The 16,349-nt window shown below is 40.4% G+C and carries 11 protein-coding genes; 6 read left to right on the plus strand and 5 right to left on the minus strand.

The window, feature by feature from the left end; all coding sequences use genetic code 11:
* The gene (gene mgtE, locus U0R11_RS09485; RefSeq protein WP_406751462.1) at nucleotides 1-1,377 is read right to left on the minus strand and encodes a magnesium transporter; all 1,377 of its coding nucleotides are present in this window, start codon (nucleotides 1,375-1,377) and stop codon (nucleotides 1-3) included.
* Nucleotides 1,378-1,437: 60 nt separating this feature from the next.
* Nucleotides 1,438-2,220, minus strand: coding sequence for a 16S rRNA (adenine(1518)-N(6)/adenine(1519)-N(6))-dimethyltransferase RsmA (gene rsmA / locus U0R11_RS09490; RefSeq protein WP_406751463.1), 783 nt, complete (start codon nucleotides 2,218-2,220; stop codon nucleotides 1,438-1,440).
* 60 nt (nucleotides 2,221-2,280) lie between these two features.
* Here rsmA and U0R11_RS09495 point away from each other — a divergent pair, with 60 nt between their 5' ends.
* Together U0R11_RS09495 and clpB are read left to right on the plus strand one after the other, a co-directional pair.
* Nucleotides 2,281-5,592: a PAS domain S-box protein gene (locus tag U0R11_RS09495; protein WP_406751464.1), complete on the plus strand. Its 3,312-nt coding sequence runs from the start codon at nucleotides 2,281-2,283 to the stop codon at nucleotides 5,590-5,592.
* A 115-nt stretch (nucleotides 5,593-5,707) separates the two neighbouring features.
* A complete protein-coding gene (gene clpB, locus U0R11_RS09500) occupies nucleotides 5,708-8,311 on the plus strand; it encodes an ATP-dependent chaperone ClpB (protein WP_406751465.1) in 2,604 nt (867 codons plus the stop codon).
* A gap of 110 nt (nucleotides 8,312-8,421) precedes the next feature.
* Here clpB and U0R11_RS09505 read toward each other — a convergent pair whose 3' ends face one another.
* Genes U0R11_RS09505 through U0R11_RS09515 form a run of 3 tightly spaced genes read right to left on the minus strand, consistent with a single transcriptional unit; the run spans nucleotide 8,422 to nucleotide 11,360 of the window.
* Nucleotides 8,422-9,912, minus strand: coding sequence for an aldehyde dehydrogenase (NADP(+)) (locus tag U0R11_RS09505; RefSeq protein WP_406751466.1), 1,491 nt, complete (start codon nucleotides 9,910-9,912; stop codon nucleotides 8,422-8,424).
* Entirely contained in the window at nucleotides 9,912-10,751 is an 840-nt protein-coding gene (locus U0R11_RS09510; RefSeq protein WP_406751467.1) for a fumarylacetoacetate hydrolase family protein, read from the minus strand. Before U0R11_RS09510 ends, U0R11_RS09505 begins: the two co-directional genes overlap by 1 nt.
* Before the next feature lie 18 nt (nucleotides 10,752-10,769).
* On the minus strand, nucleotides 10,770-11,360 hold the full coding sequence (locus U0R11_RS09515) for an IMPACT family protein (RefSeq protein WP_406751468.1): 591 nt from the start codon (nucleotides 11,358-11,360) through the stop codon (nucleotides 10,770-10,772).
* A 26-nt stretch (nucleotides 11,361-11,386) separates the two neighbouring features.
* Here U0R11_RS09515 and U0R11_RS09520 point away from each other — a divergent pair, with 26 nt between their 5' ends.
* From U0R11_RS09520 to miaA, 4 genes are all read left to right on the plus strand, one after another.
* Nucleotides 11,387-12,943, plus strand: a complete 1,557-nt coding sequence (locus tag U0R11_RS09520; protein ID WP_406751469.1) for an NFACT RNA binding domain-containing protein — start codon at nucleotides 11,387-11,389, stop codon at nucleotides 12,941-12,943.
* A 97-nt stretch (nucleotides 12,944-13,040) separates the two neighbouring features.
* Nucleotides 13,041-14,714, plus strand: a complete 1,674-nt coding sequence (locus U0R11_RS09525; RefSeq protein WP_406751470.1) for a sodium/sugar symporter — start codon at nucleotides 13,041-13,043, stop codon at nucleotides 14,712-14,714.
* 9 nt (nucleotides 14,715-14,723) lie between these two features.
* A complete protein-coding gene (locus U0R11_RS09530; RefSeq protein WP_406751471.1) occupies nucleotides 14,724-15,374 on the plus strand; it encodes a hypothetical protein in 651 nt (216 codons plus the stop codon).
* A 4-nt stretch (nucleotides 15,375-15,378) separates the two neighbouring features.
* Nucleotides 15,379-16,296 (plus strand): tRNA (adenosine(37)-N6)-dimethylallyltransferase MiaA, encoded by a 918-nt coding sequence (miaA, locus tag U0R11_RS09535; RefSeq protein ID WP_406751472.1) that lies wholly within the window; start codon nucleotides 15,379-15,381, stop codon nucleotides 16,294-16,296.
* The last annotated feature ends 53 nt before the right edge of the window (nucleotides 16,297-16,349 follow it).

Consider the following 16,349-nt stretch of genomic DNA (forward strand, 5'->3'; position numbering starts at 1 on the left):
TTAGAGCAATAAATAGACGATTAAGAAGTATACCCCATAACCCAGAATGTCATTGGTTGTCGTTATGAATGGTCCACTGGCTACCGCAGGATTGATGTTTAATTTATTTAATACCAAAGGTGTAATGGTTCCCATCAGCGAGGCTAACATCACCACGGCAAACAAGGAAATAGAAACTGTTACTGAGAGCATGATTTCACCATGATCCACTAACATGGAGCATCCAAATGCAAATGCCGCTGCAATTAACGCATTGATCAAGGCAACAATCAATACTTTTTGAAGACGTTTCCAAAGTGTGGTATCCAAACCACTTTTATCTGCTAAACTTTGTACAATAAGCGAAGAAGATTGAATTCCTACATTGCCTCCCGTGGAACCTATTAAGGGGATAAAGGCCGAAATAGCCGGCATGATGGAAATAGAACTATCGAAACGGTCAATGATTTTAGCGGCTAAAAAGCTACCAACCATACCTCCGATTAACCATGGTAAACGAGAACGAACTAATAACCAAATGGAGTCATCTTCCTCTACATCTTCCGAAATACCGGCCATGACCTGAATATCTTCTTGCGCGGATTCGGTGATGAAATCGACCATGTCATCGATGGTAATTCGACCTAATAAACGTCCTTGGATATTAACTACAGGGATAGCTTCTAAGTCATATTTTTGCATTAAGTCGGCTACTTCCTCTCCAGAAATATAGGTTTGTACCGAAACGATTCCATCAGCATCAAATACATCTTGGATTTTGGAACCTCTTTTGGCCAAAATGATTTTTTTCAGGGAAACGGTTCCCATCAATAAACCATCGTCATCAACTACATAAACGGCATATACTTTTTCAACGTCTTCGGCTTGTCGACGAATCTCTTCTACACACTCGGTAACCGTTTGTTTGACATTGATTTTGATTAACTCTTTTTGCATTAAACCACCGGCACAATCTTCATCGTAATGCATTAAATCAATGATGAAACGGGCTTGCTCCCGGTCTTTTAATAGGGCAATCACCTCTTCGCGGACGCGTACGGGTTGCTCATTTAATATATCCACCGCATCATCGGAATCGATGACATTGATGTAACTGGCAATTTCTTTGGAATTGAAATTTTTCAGAAACTTTTTACGGTCATCAGAGTCCAAGGTTGAAATAATTTCAGCGGCTAATTTGGTATCGAGTAAAAGAACAAAGTATTTGGCTTCTTCTCCACTTAATTCATCCAAAATACTGGTAATGTCCGCTGCAAATAAATCTTCGATTTTGGCTAGTATAGCCTCGTTGGATTGCTCAGCGATAAGTAATTTGATTTCCTCTAAAAACTCTTTGGTGAGTTCAAACGGAAGGTGTTGTGGGTTGACTACTTCCATGGATTTCGCTGAGGTTTGAAAATTTCGTATCTAAATTAAGAAATATTTGCTGGATTTCGGCTATGCGCCTACATAACCATTGGCTTTCCACAATTCGGTTAGTTCCGTAAATTCAGCTACGCTCAATTGTTCGGCCCGTTTAGTTAATAATGGGTGATCAGGTAACTGCATGGCTCTTAGTGCATTTCTTAATGTTTTTCGGCGTTGGTTGAAGGCCATTTTGACTACTTGTTTGAATTTTTGGGGATCACATTCTAATTTTTTGTCCCAATTTCTCACGACCCGAATAACACCAGAATTTACTTTTGGTGGTGGAGTGAATACCTCTGGCCCAAGGGTAAATAAGTATTCCACATCAAAATAAGCTTGAAGCAAAACACTTAGAATGCCATAATCTTTATTTCCGGGTTTAGCGGCTAGCCGCTCGGCTACTTCTTTTTGCAACATCCCAACCACTTCCACGCATTGATCCTTATATTCTAGGATTCTAAAAAATATTTGGGTCGAGATGAAATAGGGGAAATTGCCCACAACGGCGAATTTTTCATCCCCAAAGATGTTTTCAAGTGGGTATCTCAAAAAGTCCCCATCAATTAAGCGAGGTCCGGTGAATTCTAAATAATTCTTTCTTAGATAGGCGACAGACTCTTGGTCAATCTCAATGAGATAGGTTTCATAGTCTTTCTTTTTGACTAAATATTGAGTCAAAACACCCATTCCAGGCCCAATCTCCAATACCTTTTGATAGGCGCCTTGCGGATTCAGTCCATTGACGATACGCTGGGCGGCGTCTAAATCCTTTAAAAAATGTTGTCCTAAACTCTTTTTTGCTCTTACTTGCACGTGCTGATGGGGCTTTAAGAAGTAAAATTACGCCCTTTTTTGTACATTGTAAGCAAAATTTTGAATAAAGCCATGGCAGGTTGGGCACAGAAATCCAAAGACGAATTAATTCAGGAAATTAGACAACTAAAAAATCAGTTGGATGTAATCGAAATGACAGAATCCTCCTTTACTGGAACATCTGCCAAAGAGAATCTAATTCGGACTTTAGAAAGTTTAAAGCTTTTTGGAATCATCATGGCCTTGGATGGAACCATCACCCATGCCAATGTCTACACGCATAAATTGTTAGGTTATGAGCCTAATGAGTTAAATGGGAAAGATTTTTTTACCACCTTATTGCCTATCGAAGAAAGGCAGGGTCGTCGCTCAGCTTTTAATCAAGCTGTAGCCAATGGTGGATTATTTGAAGAACGCGAAAGAATTTATGTAACGAAATCAGGGGATATTAAGTGGGTGGAAGTAAATTCCACCATAGTTAGTGAGCTGGATGAACAGACCTATTTAAGTATCATTGGTGAAGATATCAGTGAACGAAAAAAAGTTAGTGAAGCATTAAGTCGATCGAATGCGCAGTTGCAGGATTTGATTAACAATACGACCGACTTAATCCAAATTACGGGAATTACAGGTCGTTTTCTCTTTGTTAACCGGGCCTGGTTAGAAACCATGGGTTATGCAGAGGATGAGGCGAGAGATTTGAAGTTACAGGATGTATTGCACCCAGAATTTGCTTCCAATACCTTAAATCAGCTGGATCTGCTCAGTAAAGGCAAGGAGATACCTGAATTTACTGCTGTATTTAGAAGAAAGGACGGTCGCCGCTTATATGTCAGTGGATCAGCCACTTGTCGGTTTGAAAAAGGTGTACCCACAGCTTTTCGTTGTATTTTACATAACTCCACTGCCAAAGTCCGTGCCGAACGGGCCAGTAAATTATATTCCTCCATTGCCCAGGTGACGATTAACTCGTCCAATTTGGATGATCTATATTCCAATATCCACAAGCAATTAGGGGAAGTGATTGATGTGAAGAATTTCTTCATTGCCCAATATGACCCTGCCAAAAGCTTCTTGTATTTTCCTTATTATGTGGATGAATATTTTAATTCTAGGGTTCATTTTACCAAAAGGAAATTAGGTAATGGCTTGACAGAATATGCCATCATGGCCAATAAGCCTTTGATATTGCACGATGATGATATTCATCAATTAGCGAATGAAAAGAAAATTTACTTGTATGGGGTTGTTCCTAAGGTGATGCTTTGCGTGCCGCTTCGTATTGGTGATCGGGTGACGGGAATTATCGGAGTAAAATCCTATGAGCGTTCCAATAAATATGAAAATCGAGATTTAGAATTACTGGACTTTATTTCAGGTCAGGTGGCATTGGCCATTGCTAGAAAACAAGCAGAAGAGGCTTTAGCACGTGAAACGGCTCGATTGAATGCCATTTTTGAAGGTAGTTCCCATTTAATGTGGTCGGTGAATAAACGCTTGTTTTTGACCAGTTTTAACCACGAATATTCGGATTTATTGGTCGAGCAAATTAGTATTAGTCCTCAGATTAATATCAGTGCCGAAAAAATGGGATTTCAGCTTTTAGCACCACCCGAACGCAGAAGGATGGAAGAAGGTTATAAAATGGCCTTTAGGGGGCAAAAACAACATTTTGAATTGGAGCTGTTAACCAAAAATAGGGAAGAGAAATGGCTCGAAATTTATTTGAATCCCATCTTTTTGGAGCATGGGACAATCGAAGAAGTATCGGGTATTGCCCGTGATATTACGGATTTAAAGAAGTACCAACATGCCTTGGTGGATGCTCGTGAACAGGCAGAACGCTCTTTAAAAGTGAAGGAGCAATTTCTGGCCAATATGAGCCATGAGATTCGTACGCCCATGAATGGGGTGATTGGCATGGTGGATTTATTGAGCGATACCCCTTTGAATGAGGATCAAGTTGATTATGTGCAAACGATTAAAAAATCATCGGAGACCTTACTGCATATCTTAAATGATATTTTGGATTTAGCCAAAATAGAAGCGGGTAAGATGGTCTTGCACCCAAGTGATTTAGTCTTGGATGATGTGCTAGATCGTTTGATGGCATTATTTTCCCAAGTGGCTTGTCAAAAAGGAAATACCTTGGAATATCATTTGTCCAAAGATTTACCTGAAGTGGTGGTCGCAGATGAGACACGATTATTACAAATTCTATCCAATTTGACCTCCAATGCCTTGAAATTCACAGAGCATGGAAAAGTGAGCATTGATGTTTCAGGAGAAAATATCACCCAAGAATCATTGGATTTAGTAGTGAAAGTACAGGATACAGGTATTGGTATCAGTGCTGAAAATTTAAAAATATTGTTTAGTGCTTTTCAACAACTGGATAATTCCACCTCTAAAGTTTATGGAGGAACAGGTTTAGGATTAGCCATTTCCCGCGAATTCTGTAAAATGATGCAAGGGGATATTGGAGTAGAATCCATATTGGGCAAGGGTAGTACATTTTGGTTTAAAGTCCATTTGAAAGTAGGAAAACAAGAATTAGTTCAAAGAAATAAGGAAGCAGATAAGTTTGTCATTCAAGGTAAATTAGAAGATATACAGCCCCATATTTTGTTGGTTGATGACAATTCCACCAATCGAAAAGTGGCCTCTCAAATATTAGCTAAGGCCGGATGTATCGTTCAAACCGCCTCTAGTGGGAAGGATGCTATTGGTTTATTGAGTAAAACCCATGAGTTTGATTTGATATTGATGGACATACAAATGCCAGAAATGGATGGTATGCAGACTACCCAACATTTGAAACAATTGGGCCTAGCAAGTTTACCACCCATCGTGGCCATGACGGCCTATGCCATGAAGGAAGATCGCGAGCGTTTTTTAGCCGTGGGAATGGATGATTATTTGGCGAAACCGATTCGCGCTCAACAGTTAATTCAAATGGTTAACCATTGGGTAACTAAGGGGGAGAGAACTCATGTGAAACAAGATACCCTTATTAAAGAGCATTCGGTAAATCCCATTGATCAAGAGGCGTTGGATTCCTTATTAGAAGCCACGGGAGGGGATATGGATTTTGTGAAAAGTATGTTGTGTGATTTTATTCAAGAGGCCAAACAGCAAATACAGGATGCCGAAAGTTCATATCAGAAGAATGATTGCAAGGGTGTACAATCGGAATTACATACTTTAAAAGGTAATTCAGGAACCTTGGGTGCTGCCGAGGTGTATACGATTTGTCGGAAAATAGAGGGCAAGGCAAAGCTCTGTGATTTCAAAGAATTTGAATTAGAAATCGAATTATTGAAACAGTCCTTGCACCGTTTTGAAGAGGCGGTTCAAGTACAATATGCCTGATTTTCGGACAAAATGGCTTATTTTGAAATTTAAATAAAAGACAAATAGGTCATTTTTTCCGATTTTTTTACACTGGATTCAAATTTGAAAGGGAGATGTCAAATTGAAAAAACAGATGAATCCTAAAAATTACACTTCCCAAGCGAGTATTGTGATTCAAAATTCAGTGGAATTGGCTACCAATGCGGGCCAGCAAGCCATTGAAACGGGTCACTTGTTGGCCGCGATCTTGCAAGATGATACCCAAACGGTTTCATTTTTGCTGAAAAAGTTGGGCGTATCATCCCAACAAATTCAAGAAAAGCTAAGTAAAATTATTAGTTCTTATCCTAAGGTTTCAGGAGAGCCCTTTTTGAGTAATGGATTGCAACAATCCCTTCAGAAGGCAGAAAAATGGAAAGAAACCATGGGGGATTCGTACATCAGCGTGGAAGTATTGTTTATTTCTTTGCTGGATGGTAATGACGTCGTTTCGGATGCTTTGAAATCCTTAGGCCTCAGTACCACTTCGTTAAAAAATGCCATTGTAGAACTTAGAGGAAATAGAAAAGTGAACGATCCACATGCAGAGGGTACTTACCAATCCTTAGAAAAATACGGTAAGAATTTGAATGATTTGGCCAAGGCTGGGAAAATTGATCCCGTGATTGGTCGGGATGAGGAGATTCGACGTGTCTTGCAGATTTTATCGCGTAGAACTAAGAATAACCCTATCTTATTAGGTGAACCTGGTGTTGGTAAAACCGCTATTGTAGAAGGTTTGGCTCAAAGAATTGTATCAGGAGATGTCCCAGAAAACTTAAAATCCAAGATTGTCATGTCGTTGGATATGGGATTATTGGTTGCAGGAGCTAAATACAAAGGAGAGTTTGAGGAAAGATTAAAAGCGGTCATCAAAGAAGTAACAGATTCCAATGGGGAGATTGTTTTATTCATTGATGAGATTCATACCTTGATAGGTGCGGGTGGAGGAGGAGAGGGAGCAATGGATGCGGCCAATTTATTGAAACCAGCTTTGGCTCGTGGAGAACTGCATGCCATAGGTGCTACCACTTTGAAAGAATATCAAAAGTATATTGAAAAAGATAAGGCTTTAGAGCGTCGTTTCCAGGCGGTCATGGTGGAAGAACCCGATGTGGCTGATGCGATTTCCATATTACGTGGTATTAAAGATAAATATGAGTTACACCACGGGGTAAGAATCCAAGACGATGCGGTTATTGCAGCCGTGGAATTATCGAATCGTTATATTTCTGATCGTTTCTTGCCAGATAAGGCTATTGACTTGATAGATGAGGCTGCTGCAAAAATGCGCTTAGAGATAGATTCTGTGCCAGAGGAAATTGATGATATCCAACGCAAAATCATGCAATTGGAGATTGAACGAGAAGCGATTCGCCGAGAGAATAATAAGGAAAAAGAAACGATTTTATCCAGAGATTTAGCTGATTTATCTGAAAAAAGAGATGCCTTAAAGGCCCGTTGGCAAGCAGAAAAATCCGTTTTAGATACGATTCGTTCAGAGAAAGAGAAAATTGATAAGTTGAAATTAGAGGCTGAGCAAGCGGAACGCCAAGGAGATTATGGCAAAGTAGCGGAGATTCGTTACGGCCGTTTAGTGGAGTCAGAACAAAAGTTGAAAGATTTGCAATCAGCGTCTGCAGGAGAGAATACCATGTTGCAAGAAGAGGTAACAGCTGAGAATGTAGCGGAAGTAGTAGCTAAGTGGACAGGTATACCGGTGAGCAAAATGTTACAAACTGAGATAGATAAATTGCTGCATTTAGAAGATGAGTTGCACAAACGTGTAGCAGGGCAGGATCAAGCCATTGAATTGGTTTCTGATGCGGTTCGTCGCTCCCGAGCAGGTTTACAAGACCCTCGTCGCCCGATTGGATCCTTTATATTCTTAGGTACCACGGGCGTGGGTAAAACAGAATTAGCTAAGTCGCTGGCGGCCTATTTATTCAATGATGAGAATGCGATTGTTCGTATTGATATGTCGGAATACCAAGAGCGTCACGCGGTAAGTCGCTTGATTGGAGCGCCCCCAGGATATGTGGGATATGATGAGGGAGGACAATTGACAGAGGCGGTGCGGAGAAAACCTTATTCGGTGGTATTGTTGGATGAGATTGAAAAGGCGCATCCAGATGTTTGGAATATCTTATTACAAGTACTTGATGAAGGTCGGTTGACGGATAATAAAGGTAGAACAGCCAATTTCAAAAATACCATTATCATCATGACCTCCAATATTGGTAGTCATTTGATTCAGGAAAAAATGGGACAAATGGAGGGTTGGAATAATCAAATCATCCTGGATGAGACCAAGGAAGAGGTAATGACTTTGTTGAAGCAGGTGGTTCGTCCGGAGTTTTTGAATCGTGTGGATGAGGTGGTATTATTTGAACCATTATCTGAAGAACATGCTCGTAAGATTTTGGGTATTCAGTTCAAAGAAATCCAGCGTCGATTAGCTGAACAGCAAATTACCTTAGAAGCAACGGATGAGGCTTTAGCTAAATTGGCCAAAGATGGGTATGATCCTAATTATGGAGGTAGACCGATGAAGCGAGTACTTCAACGAGCTGTTTTGAATGAATTATCGAAAGAGATTCTATCCGGTAACGTGAAAAAAGATTCAGCTGTTTTGATGGATTTAGATACGGATGGAAATGTGATTTTTGATAATGTTCCGAATCCAGAAGTAGTATAAATTGAGGTAATTTAGGAAAAGCCTGAGGATAATTTCTCAGGCTTTTTTTTGTAACGTTGTCAAGGTTTGGAACCTTGCCAACGTTGGGAAAATCGGGTTTATTGTATCAGTTAACTGATTAACTCTGCGGGGAAGTTTTGGTAGCAAATTGGACGAGTAAAACGGTATATGGCTTGTGTGCCTACCGATGTTCCTCTGGAATCACTCGTGGCAGGGAATGGACCTCCATGAACCATTGCTGGAGATACTTCTACACCTGTAGGGAAACCGTTCAACAAAATCCGGCCCACGCGTAAACTTAAAGCTTCAATAAGTTCGGGAAATGCTTTGATCTCATCGATGGTTCCATGAATGGTACCCGTTAATTGACCGGGTAATGACTCTATAAAGGCAATCAATTCCGCTTGATTTTCCACTACCACCGCCAAGGTACTTGGTCCAAAAACTTCATCCAAAATTTCTTGATCTTTCATAGCAGCCTGAGCTGAAGTAACGAACAAGCTTGGTGATGGAATGGCTTGGGTGGTGAATCGCTTTACATCAGGATGTTGGTCTAATTTTTCACATCCTTTGGTAAATGCTTGCGCAATCCCTTGTGTTAAAAACGCATTCAAAGACATCGAGTCCAATTGCTTGGCCAAATCCTGAAGAAATGCTTCATCCGATTTTTGAATGACAATTAAACCAGGGTTGGTACAGAATTGTCCTTGACCTAAACAAACCGACTGACTGAAATTTGCCGCAAGACTAGCTCCATTGGCGGCAAGTCCTTCCGATAAAAGTACCACCGGGTTAATACTTCCCATTTCAGCATACACAGGGATTGGGATAGGACGTCTAACAGCTAAATCATACAAAGCTTTTCCTCCTCGGTATGATCCTGTAAATGCCACGGCTTGAATATCGGGATGCTGCACTAAATAGCCTCCTATTTTATGGGAGGTAGTATGAACCAAAGAAAAAATACCTTCTGGCATCTCTGTTTTTTGTGCCGCTTTTTGTATCGCTCTTCCAACCATTTCACAGGTATTCGGATGGGCAGGGTGAGCTTTGAAAACGACAGGGCAACCAGCAGCTAAAGCTGCCATGGTATCTCCACCAGCCACAGAAAAGGCCAAAGGGAAGTTACTCGCGCCAAATACAGCCACAGGTCCTAATGGAATCTGCTTTTGGAATAAACTGGGTTTAGGTAAGGGTTGACGATCAGGCATAGCAGGATCATCAATGGGATTAACCCAAGCTTTGTTTTTAATAAAATTAGCAAAGGCCATAACCTGTCCTGTGGTACGTCCACGCTCACCTTGAATACGAGCTGTTGGCAGTCCTGCCTCTAAACAAGCCATTTCAATTAATGGATCTCCGATGGCAATGATTTCTTCTGCAATGGCTTCTAAAAACAAGACTCTTTTTTCGTCGGATATTTTTCTTAAGCTTGCAAATGCAGTTTTCGCTTTAGCAATGGCTAAGTCTATTTCTGCGGTTGTTGCTTCATAATATGGCGTAGAAATGGCAATGCCTGAATCTGCTTGCATGCCTTGAAAAGTACTTGTACCTAGTTTGGAAAATGAATTTCCTATGATTTGTTCACCTGTAAGGTTCATTATGCTACAATTTGAATTAAAGTTCCGATGGGTTCAATTTGAATTTCGATGCGATCGCCTGATTGCAAGGTAAAAGGATGATCGGGTACCACGCAGGTGCCTGTCATTAGGAATGTACCTTTAGAAAAGGTCATTTCACGAGTCAGGTATTCCACCAATTCAGCGTGAGTTCTCTTCATTTGGGATATTTGAGTATCTCCTTGGAAAACTTCATTCCCGTCACGGAAGATACGCATGTCAATCACCGTTTCTGGTGCCAAAGGTTTGTCTGTCACCAATAAACAAGGTCCAATGCCCGCAGCTCCATCATATACTTTGGCCTGAGGTAAATACAATGGGTTTTCCCCTTCAATATCCCTTGAACTCATGTCATTGCCAATGGTATAACCTGCTAATTGACCTTGAGCATTAACGAAAAGGGTTAATTCAGGTTCTGGGACATTCCAAGCTGAATCTTTACGAATTCTCACTTGGCCACCTTGCCCAACGGCTCTGTGGCTATTTCCTTTATAAAAAATTTCTGGTCTAGGTGCCGAATATACTTTGTCGTAAAATGTATCTCCTCCCGACTCCTTGGATTCTTCCATTCTGGCCACTTTGGAGCGCAAATAAGTAACACCTGCCGCCCAAATCTCTTGTTGGTCTACAGGATGCAACAAATGGATATCCCCAAAATTCACTTCTGTACCGTGTGCAAAGGCGCTGGCACAGGCTTCAAATAAATTTTCTTGATTGATGAAATCATCCCAAGAAGTAGCTTGATGAAAAATGGATTTATCCGATTGATTGGATTGAATGACATGTCCGTGAGGCGTACGGTACAGTTTAAAATAGTTCATTTGAAATAGGTTTATGTATTAATGTCGGCTAATCTTCTCCAATGCTTTCATTACTTCTGTTGCATTTCTTTGTGTAAAGGAAAGATTGAAAGTACAAAGATTGTCAATTTTTTGATTTAGTATTCGAATTGGTAATTTTTTGCAGATTTTCATGACCTCATTCAGCTCAGAATACGCAAATTGAATTGCTTCTTCCACCAAAGGTTCATATTCAATGATTTCTGCCTGGGTCAAAGCATCTAAACTCGCTTCTTTGTAAGCATGAATTAATCCTGGAACACCTAACAAGGTACCACCAAAATAACGAATGACCGCAATGAACACATAATGCAATTGCTGTGATAATATGGTATTCAAAATCGGTTTACCCGCACTTCCTGAGGGCTCTCCATGGTCATTGGAGCGGGCGTCTTCCGGACTGAAACCCAATCGGTAGGCATAACAAATATGTCGGGCTTTGGGATGTAATATGGCTAACTCTTGTAGTCGACTTTTAATTTCTTCCAGATCTTTCACAGGATAGGCCATGCCGATGAACTTACTTCCTTTATCTTTGTACAGACCTTCCGAAGGTGAAGCAATGGTTAAATATGAATCTTGCTTGGACATGAAGAGAATTAAATTCCCCGCAATTTATGCACAATAATTATTATTTCTTGCGAGTACTTGCCTCAACCTTACGTCAAAAATTGATGTATGCCCGTTTGAAGCAATGTTTTTCTCAGGAAAAGGATGAATTAGTCTTGGGTTTTGAAAGTCAAAATGGAGATGAGTTTTGGATGAAATGCTGTTTGGGACCCCAATTTTCTTGTTTGCAATTTCCTGATAACTTTCATCGGGCAGGGAGGAATTCAGTGGACTTGTTTTCAGATGTCTTGTTGGCTGAGGTTCAAGAGGTAGAAATGTACGAGAACGAACGTGCTTTTAGCCTTCATTTTTTAGGGGATTTTGTGCTTCTTTTCAAAATGTATGGCAATAGAGCCAACATCATTTTGTTTCGTGATGGAGAATTTCAAAGTCTTTTTCAGTCTAGATTAAAGAAGGATGCCGAAATTTCTCTTTCCCTATTACATCGACCTATAGATCAAAGCTGGGAGGCGTTCCAGGCACATGACGGGAATTATTCTGCCTTGTTTCCCACCTTTGGAAAAGAGATAAAAGGTCATCTGTTGAATTTAGGGTATGAAAATGCCCTTTTGAAAGGTCGTTGGGAGATACTTCAAACAATTAAAAAAGAGGTAGAAAACCCAACATTTTATGTTTACCATCGAGAAGTTGGGGTCTATCTAAGTTTACTAAAATCCGAGGGAGAAGCTTTGTATGTAGGACATGATCCTTTGGAAGCATTAAATGCACTCTATAAGTTTCATTATTCCATTGGGGAGTTTCTTAAAGAGAAAAATCAATTACTGAATTTTTTTCAAAGAGCTCAAGACAAGACCCGTCTTTATCTTCATGACTTATTGAATCAAGGGAGCAAGCGAGGAGCTAGTGTACCTTATGAAGAGATTGCCAATATCATCATGGCACATTTGCATTTGATTCCTGCGAATGTCACTTCCGTGGAATTGCCTGATTTTTATCGAGATAGTACGATAAAAGTCAAGTTGAATGCCAGTTTAAGTGCGACTCAAAATGCAGAAAACTATTACCGTAAGTCGAAAAATTATGCCAAAGAACTAGCCCATTGGCAAGAGCAAGTGGATCGTAAAAAGGAAGAAATCAAGCTATGGGAGGAACGTTGGGAACAAGTGCATCAAGCCACCCAAAGAAAGCAATTAAAAGCTTTTATTCCCTTATTAACAAAAGATACTTCCGCCAAAGCTGTGGAAGAAATTCCATTTAAGGTATTTGATGTACAAGGTTGGACGGTTTGGGTTGGTAGAAATGCTAAAAACAATGATTTGTTGACGATGAAGTACACCAAACGTCAGGATGTTTGGTTGCATGCTCGGGATGTTCCTGGGTCTCATGTTGTAATTCGAAATCCTCAGCAAAAAGTAGTCCCTAAGCAGGTCATCGAGGAGGCCGCAAGCTTGGCTGCGCATTTTTCCAAAAGACAGCATGAAAGTTTATGTCCGGTGATTATCAGTTCAAAAAAGTACATTAGAAAGACGAAAGATTTATTAGCTGGTCAGGTGATTGTAGACCGCGAAGAAGTGATCCTTGTGCCACCAGCAAGAATAGATTAAATCACATTTTGTCTAACTATTCTGCAATAATTTTTTATTTTCCTTCGGATTCCTCTAAATTAGTAAACTTTTGACCCATTCACTTTTATAAAAAACTATGCAATCTCAAGGTTTACAATTACTCGATTACCTCGTGTTCCTCTTTTATTTTATTGTTGTTTCCGGATATGGTTACTGGATTTACAAACAAAGACAATCTAAAATTTCTAACTCCAACGACTTCTTTTTAGCGGAAGGATCATTGACATGGTGGGCTATTGGAGCTTCATTAATCGCCTCTAATATCTCGGCAGAGCAGTTTATTGGTACTTCGGGTGATGGTTTTAGATTAGGTTTAGCCATTGCCACCTATGAGTGGATGGCAGCAGCTACCTTGTTAATTGTAGCTATTTTCTTCATGCCGATTTATTTGAAGAATAAGATTTTTACCATGCCTCAGTTCTTGACTCAACGCTACAGTCCTACGGTGAGTTTGATCATGGCGGTATTCTGGTTGATGTTGTACATTACCGTTAACTTAACATCTATTTTGTATTTAGGGGCTTTGGCAGTTACGACCATCTCGGGTGTCGACTTTACCGTATGTATGATAGGCATGTCGGTATTTGCTATTTTCATCACCTTGGGAGGTATGAAAGTGATTGGATATACGGATGTTATTCAAGTGGTGTTCTTAGTGTTAGGAGGTCTAGCTACTTCTTATTTAGCGTTGAACATGGTGACGGATCGTTTCGGTGGTTCAGGTGTTGTAGATGGTGTGAATCACTTATTAACCAAGGCGCCGGAGCATTTCCACATGATTTTACAGAAAGGAAATCCTAATTACCCAAGTTTACCAGGTTTAGCCGTGTTAGTTGGGGGTATGTGGATTATCAATTTGAACTATTGGGGATGTAATCAATACATCACTCAACGAGCTTTGGGAGCAGATTTAAAAACAGCTAGAAATGGTATTTTATTTGCTGCATTCTTGAAGTTGATGATGCCGATCATTGTGGTATTGCCAGGTATTGCGGCGTATTTGTTATATAAGGATGGCATGTTCCAAACAGAGATGTTGAAAGATGGTGTATTGAACAAAGACAATGCCTATCCCGTATTATTGAATTTATTACCTACTGGTTTGAAAGGACTTTCTTTTGCCGCATTAACCGCAGCCGTTGTAGCTTCTATGGCAGGAAAAGCCAATTCCATTTCAACCATTTTTACGCTCGATATTTACAAGAAATACATCAATCCAAACGCCTCTGAAAAGAAATTGGTGAATGTGGGTCGTTTTGCCGTAGTAGGAGCTATGGTTACTTCCGTGATTGTTGCCCCGATGATGGGTATTGATAAAAAAGGAGGATTTGAGTTTATCCAAGAGTACACAGGTTATGTTTCTCCGGGTATTTTTGCCTTGTTTACCTTAGGTTTCTTCTGGAAAAGAGCTACTTCCAAGGCTGCTTTAGTGGCTTTATTGGGCGGGGTAACCTTTTCGATTATGACCAAATACATTCCTACTTGGACTGGAGTGACTGAATGTATGTTTTACTCCTCTTTCCCAGATGAAACAGGCCGCATGATGATACCATTTATGGATCGAATGGCTTGGGTATTTATATTCTGTGTGACATGTATGGTGGTTATTTCATTGGCTGATCCAGAAAGCAAAAACAATCCTAAGGGATTAGAAATTGACGCAAGTATGTTCAAAATGTCCCCTTCATTCATCGTTGGATCGGTGGTGATTTGTACTGTTTTGACATTCTTATATACCTATTTCTGGTAATCTCGAAGCATGAAAGAAGTCTTTTTTATTCTTTTGTGTTTACATATTGCGGGAGGAGGCCTAGGCTTGTTGGTGGGGACTTTGATACTCTTTTTACGAAAAGGGGATCGCAACCATCGAAAACTAGGCCTTCTTTTTTATGGGGGCATGTGCCTAGCTGGCGCCACTTCCTTGGTGATGGCTATGCTTCACCCTAATTACTTTTTGTTCATTGTCGGGATTTTTACCTTGTACATGAATCTGAGTGCCAAACGCTACCTTCGATTTAAGAAGAATGGGCAGGAGGCGATAGCGATGGATTATGTGATTTCAATATTCATGTTGGTCTTTGGAATTATTTTCATCGCCTTTGGAATCTACCTGCTTATTCAAGCTAAGAATTTCGGTATCGTATTTTTGGTCTTTGGGGGTATCGGACTTCGATTTGTTTGGCAGGATTATCAATTTCAGCAGTCGGGTTACAGTATCCGTTTGGCTTGGCTTTCCAATCATATTCAACGCATGATGGGGACTTATATAGCCTCATTAACCGCATTTTTAGTGGTTAATAGTTCCATTTTCCCTCAATTTATTCCTTCCTTTGTTTTTTGGTTATTACCTGGCTTCATCGTGGGTCCATTGATTGGACGCTTTGTCAAGAAATATACCCGAAAAGCCTAAATTCATGAAGGAAAAATTACCTACTTTATTGGTCATTGCTGGTCCCACAGCGGTGGGAAAAACCGCTCTTTGTGTTGAACTGGCCCAAAAGCTACATACAGAGATCATTTCGGCTGATTCCCGACAGTTTTATCGAGAATTGTCGATTGGTACCGCCAAGCCTACTCTAGAGGAGCAAGGGGGCATCAAACATCATTTCATTGACTCTCATTCCATCCAAGAATATTTCTCGCCGGGGGATTTTGAGCGAGAAGTTTTAATTCTTTTAGAGAAGCTATTCCAAAAGCATGAAGTGGTCATTTTAACGGGTGGTTCTGGATTATACATCAAAGCCTTATTGGAAGGTTTGGATGAAATGCCCGACGTAGATTTGGCACTAAGAGAACAATTGATGCAACAATTGTCAAGCGAGGGAATTGGACCATTGTGGGAGCAATTGCAGCGATTAGATCCAGCTTATGCTGCTCAAGTAGATCAACAGAATCCTCAGCGTATCGTGAGAGCCTTGGAAGTATGTTTATCTACGGGCAAACCATATTCCGATTTTAGAAAAAAACAATCTGCAGACCGACCCTTCCAAGCCATTAAAATCTGCTTGGATCGACCAAGAGATGAGTTGTATGCACGCATCGATCAGCGCATGGATCAGATGTTAGCCCAAGGTCTAGTACAAGAAGCTATCCAATACCAAGATTTCCAGCATCTGTATGCCCTGAAAACCCTTGGCTACAAGGAAGTTTATGGGTATTTGAGGGGAGAATATGATGAAGCAGAAATGATTCGCTTATTGAAGCGAAATAGTCGGCATTATGCCAAAAAACAATTGACCTGGTTCAGACATCAGGGGGAGTTTCGGTTTATGCATCCGGAGGAGGCGAGGGGGGAGCTGATTGGGAATGTAGTTTGGAACTTCAGCACTTAGTGACATGGTGCATATTTCCATCACTAATTATAAGGACGATGTTCAGGTTACTT

This window comes from Aquirufa salirivi (assembly GCF_045310485.1).
Taxonomy (GTDB): Bacteria; Bacteroidota; Bacteroidia; order Cytophagales; family Spirosomataceae; genus Aquirufa; species Aquirufa salirivi.

What these genes read in the sequence shown, in the direction of transcription:
- mgtE (WP_406751462.1), bottom strand. Translation starts at nt 1,377, where the DNA reads ATGGAAGTAGTCAACCCACAACACCTTCCGTTTGAACTCACCAAAGAG.
- clpB (WP_406751465.1), top strand. Translation starts at nt 5,708, where the DNA reads ATGAATCCTAAAAATTACACTTCCCAAGCGAGTATTGTGATTCAAAAT.
- U0R11_RS09505 (WP_406751466.1), bottom strand. Translation starts at nt 9,912, where the DNA reads ATGAACCTTACAGGTGAACAAATCATAGGAAATTCATTTTCCAAACTA.
- U0R11_RS09510 (WP_406751467.1), bottom strand. Translation starts at nt 10,751, where the DNA reads ATGAACTATTTTAAACTGTACCGTACGCCTCACGGACATGTCATTCAA.
- U0R11_RS09515 (WP_406751468.1), bottom strand. Translation starts at nt 11,360, where the DNA reads ATGTCCAAGCAAGATTCATATTTAACCATTGCTTCACCTTCGGAAGGT.
- U0R11_RS09520 (WP_406751469.1), top strand. Translation starts at nt 11,387, where the DNA reads ATGCACAATAATTATTATTTCTTGCGAGTACTTGCCTCAACCTTACGT.
- U0R11_RS09525 (WP_406751470.1), top strand. Translation starts at nt 13,041, where the DNA reads ATGCAATCTCAAGGTTTACAATTACTCGATTACCTCGTGTTCCTCTTT.
- U0R11_RS09530 (WP_406751471.1), top strand. Translation starts at nt 14,724, where the DNA reads ATGAAAGAAGTCTTTTTTATTCTTTTGTGTTTACATATTGCGGGAGGA.
- miaA (WP_406751472.1), top strand. Translation starts at nt 15,379, where the DNA reads ATGAAGGAAAAATTACCTACTTTATTGGTCATTGCTGGTCCCACAGCG.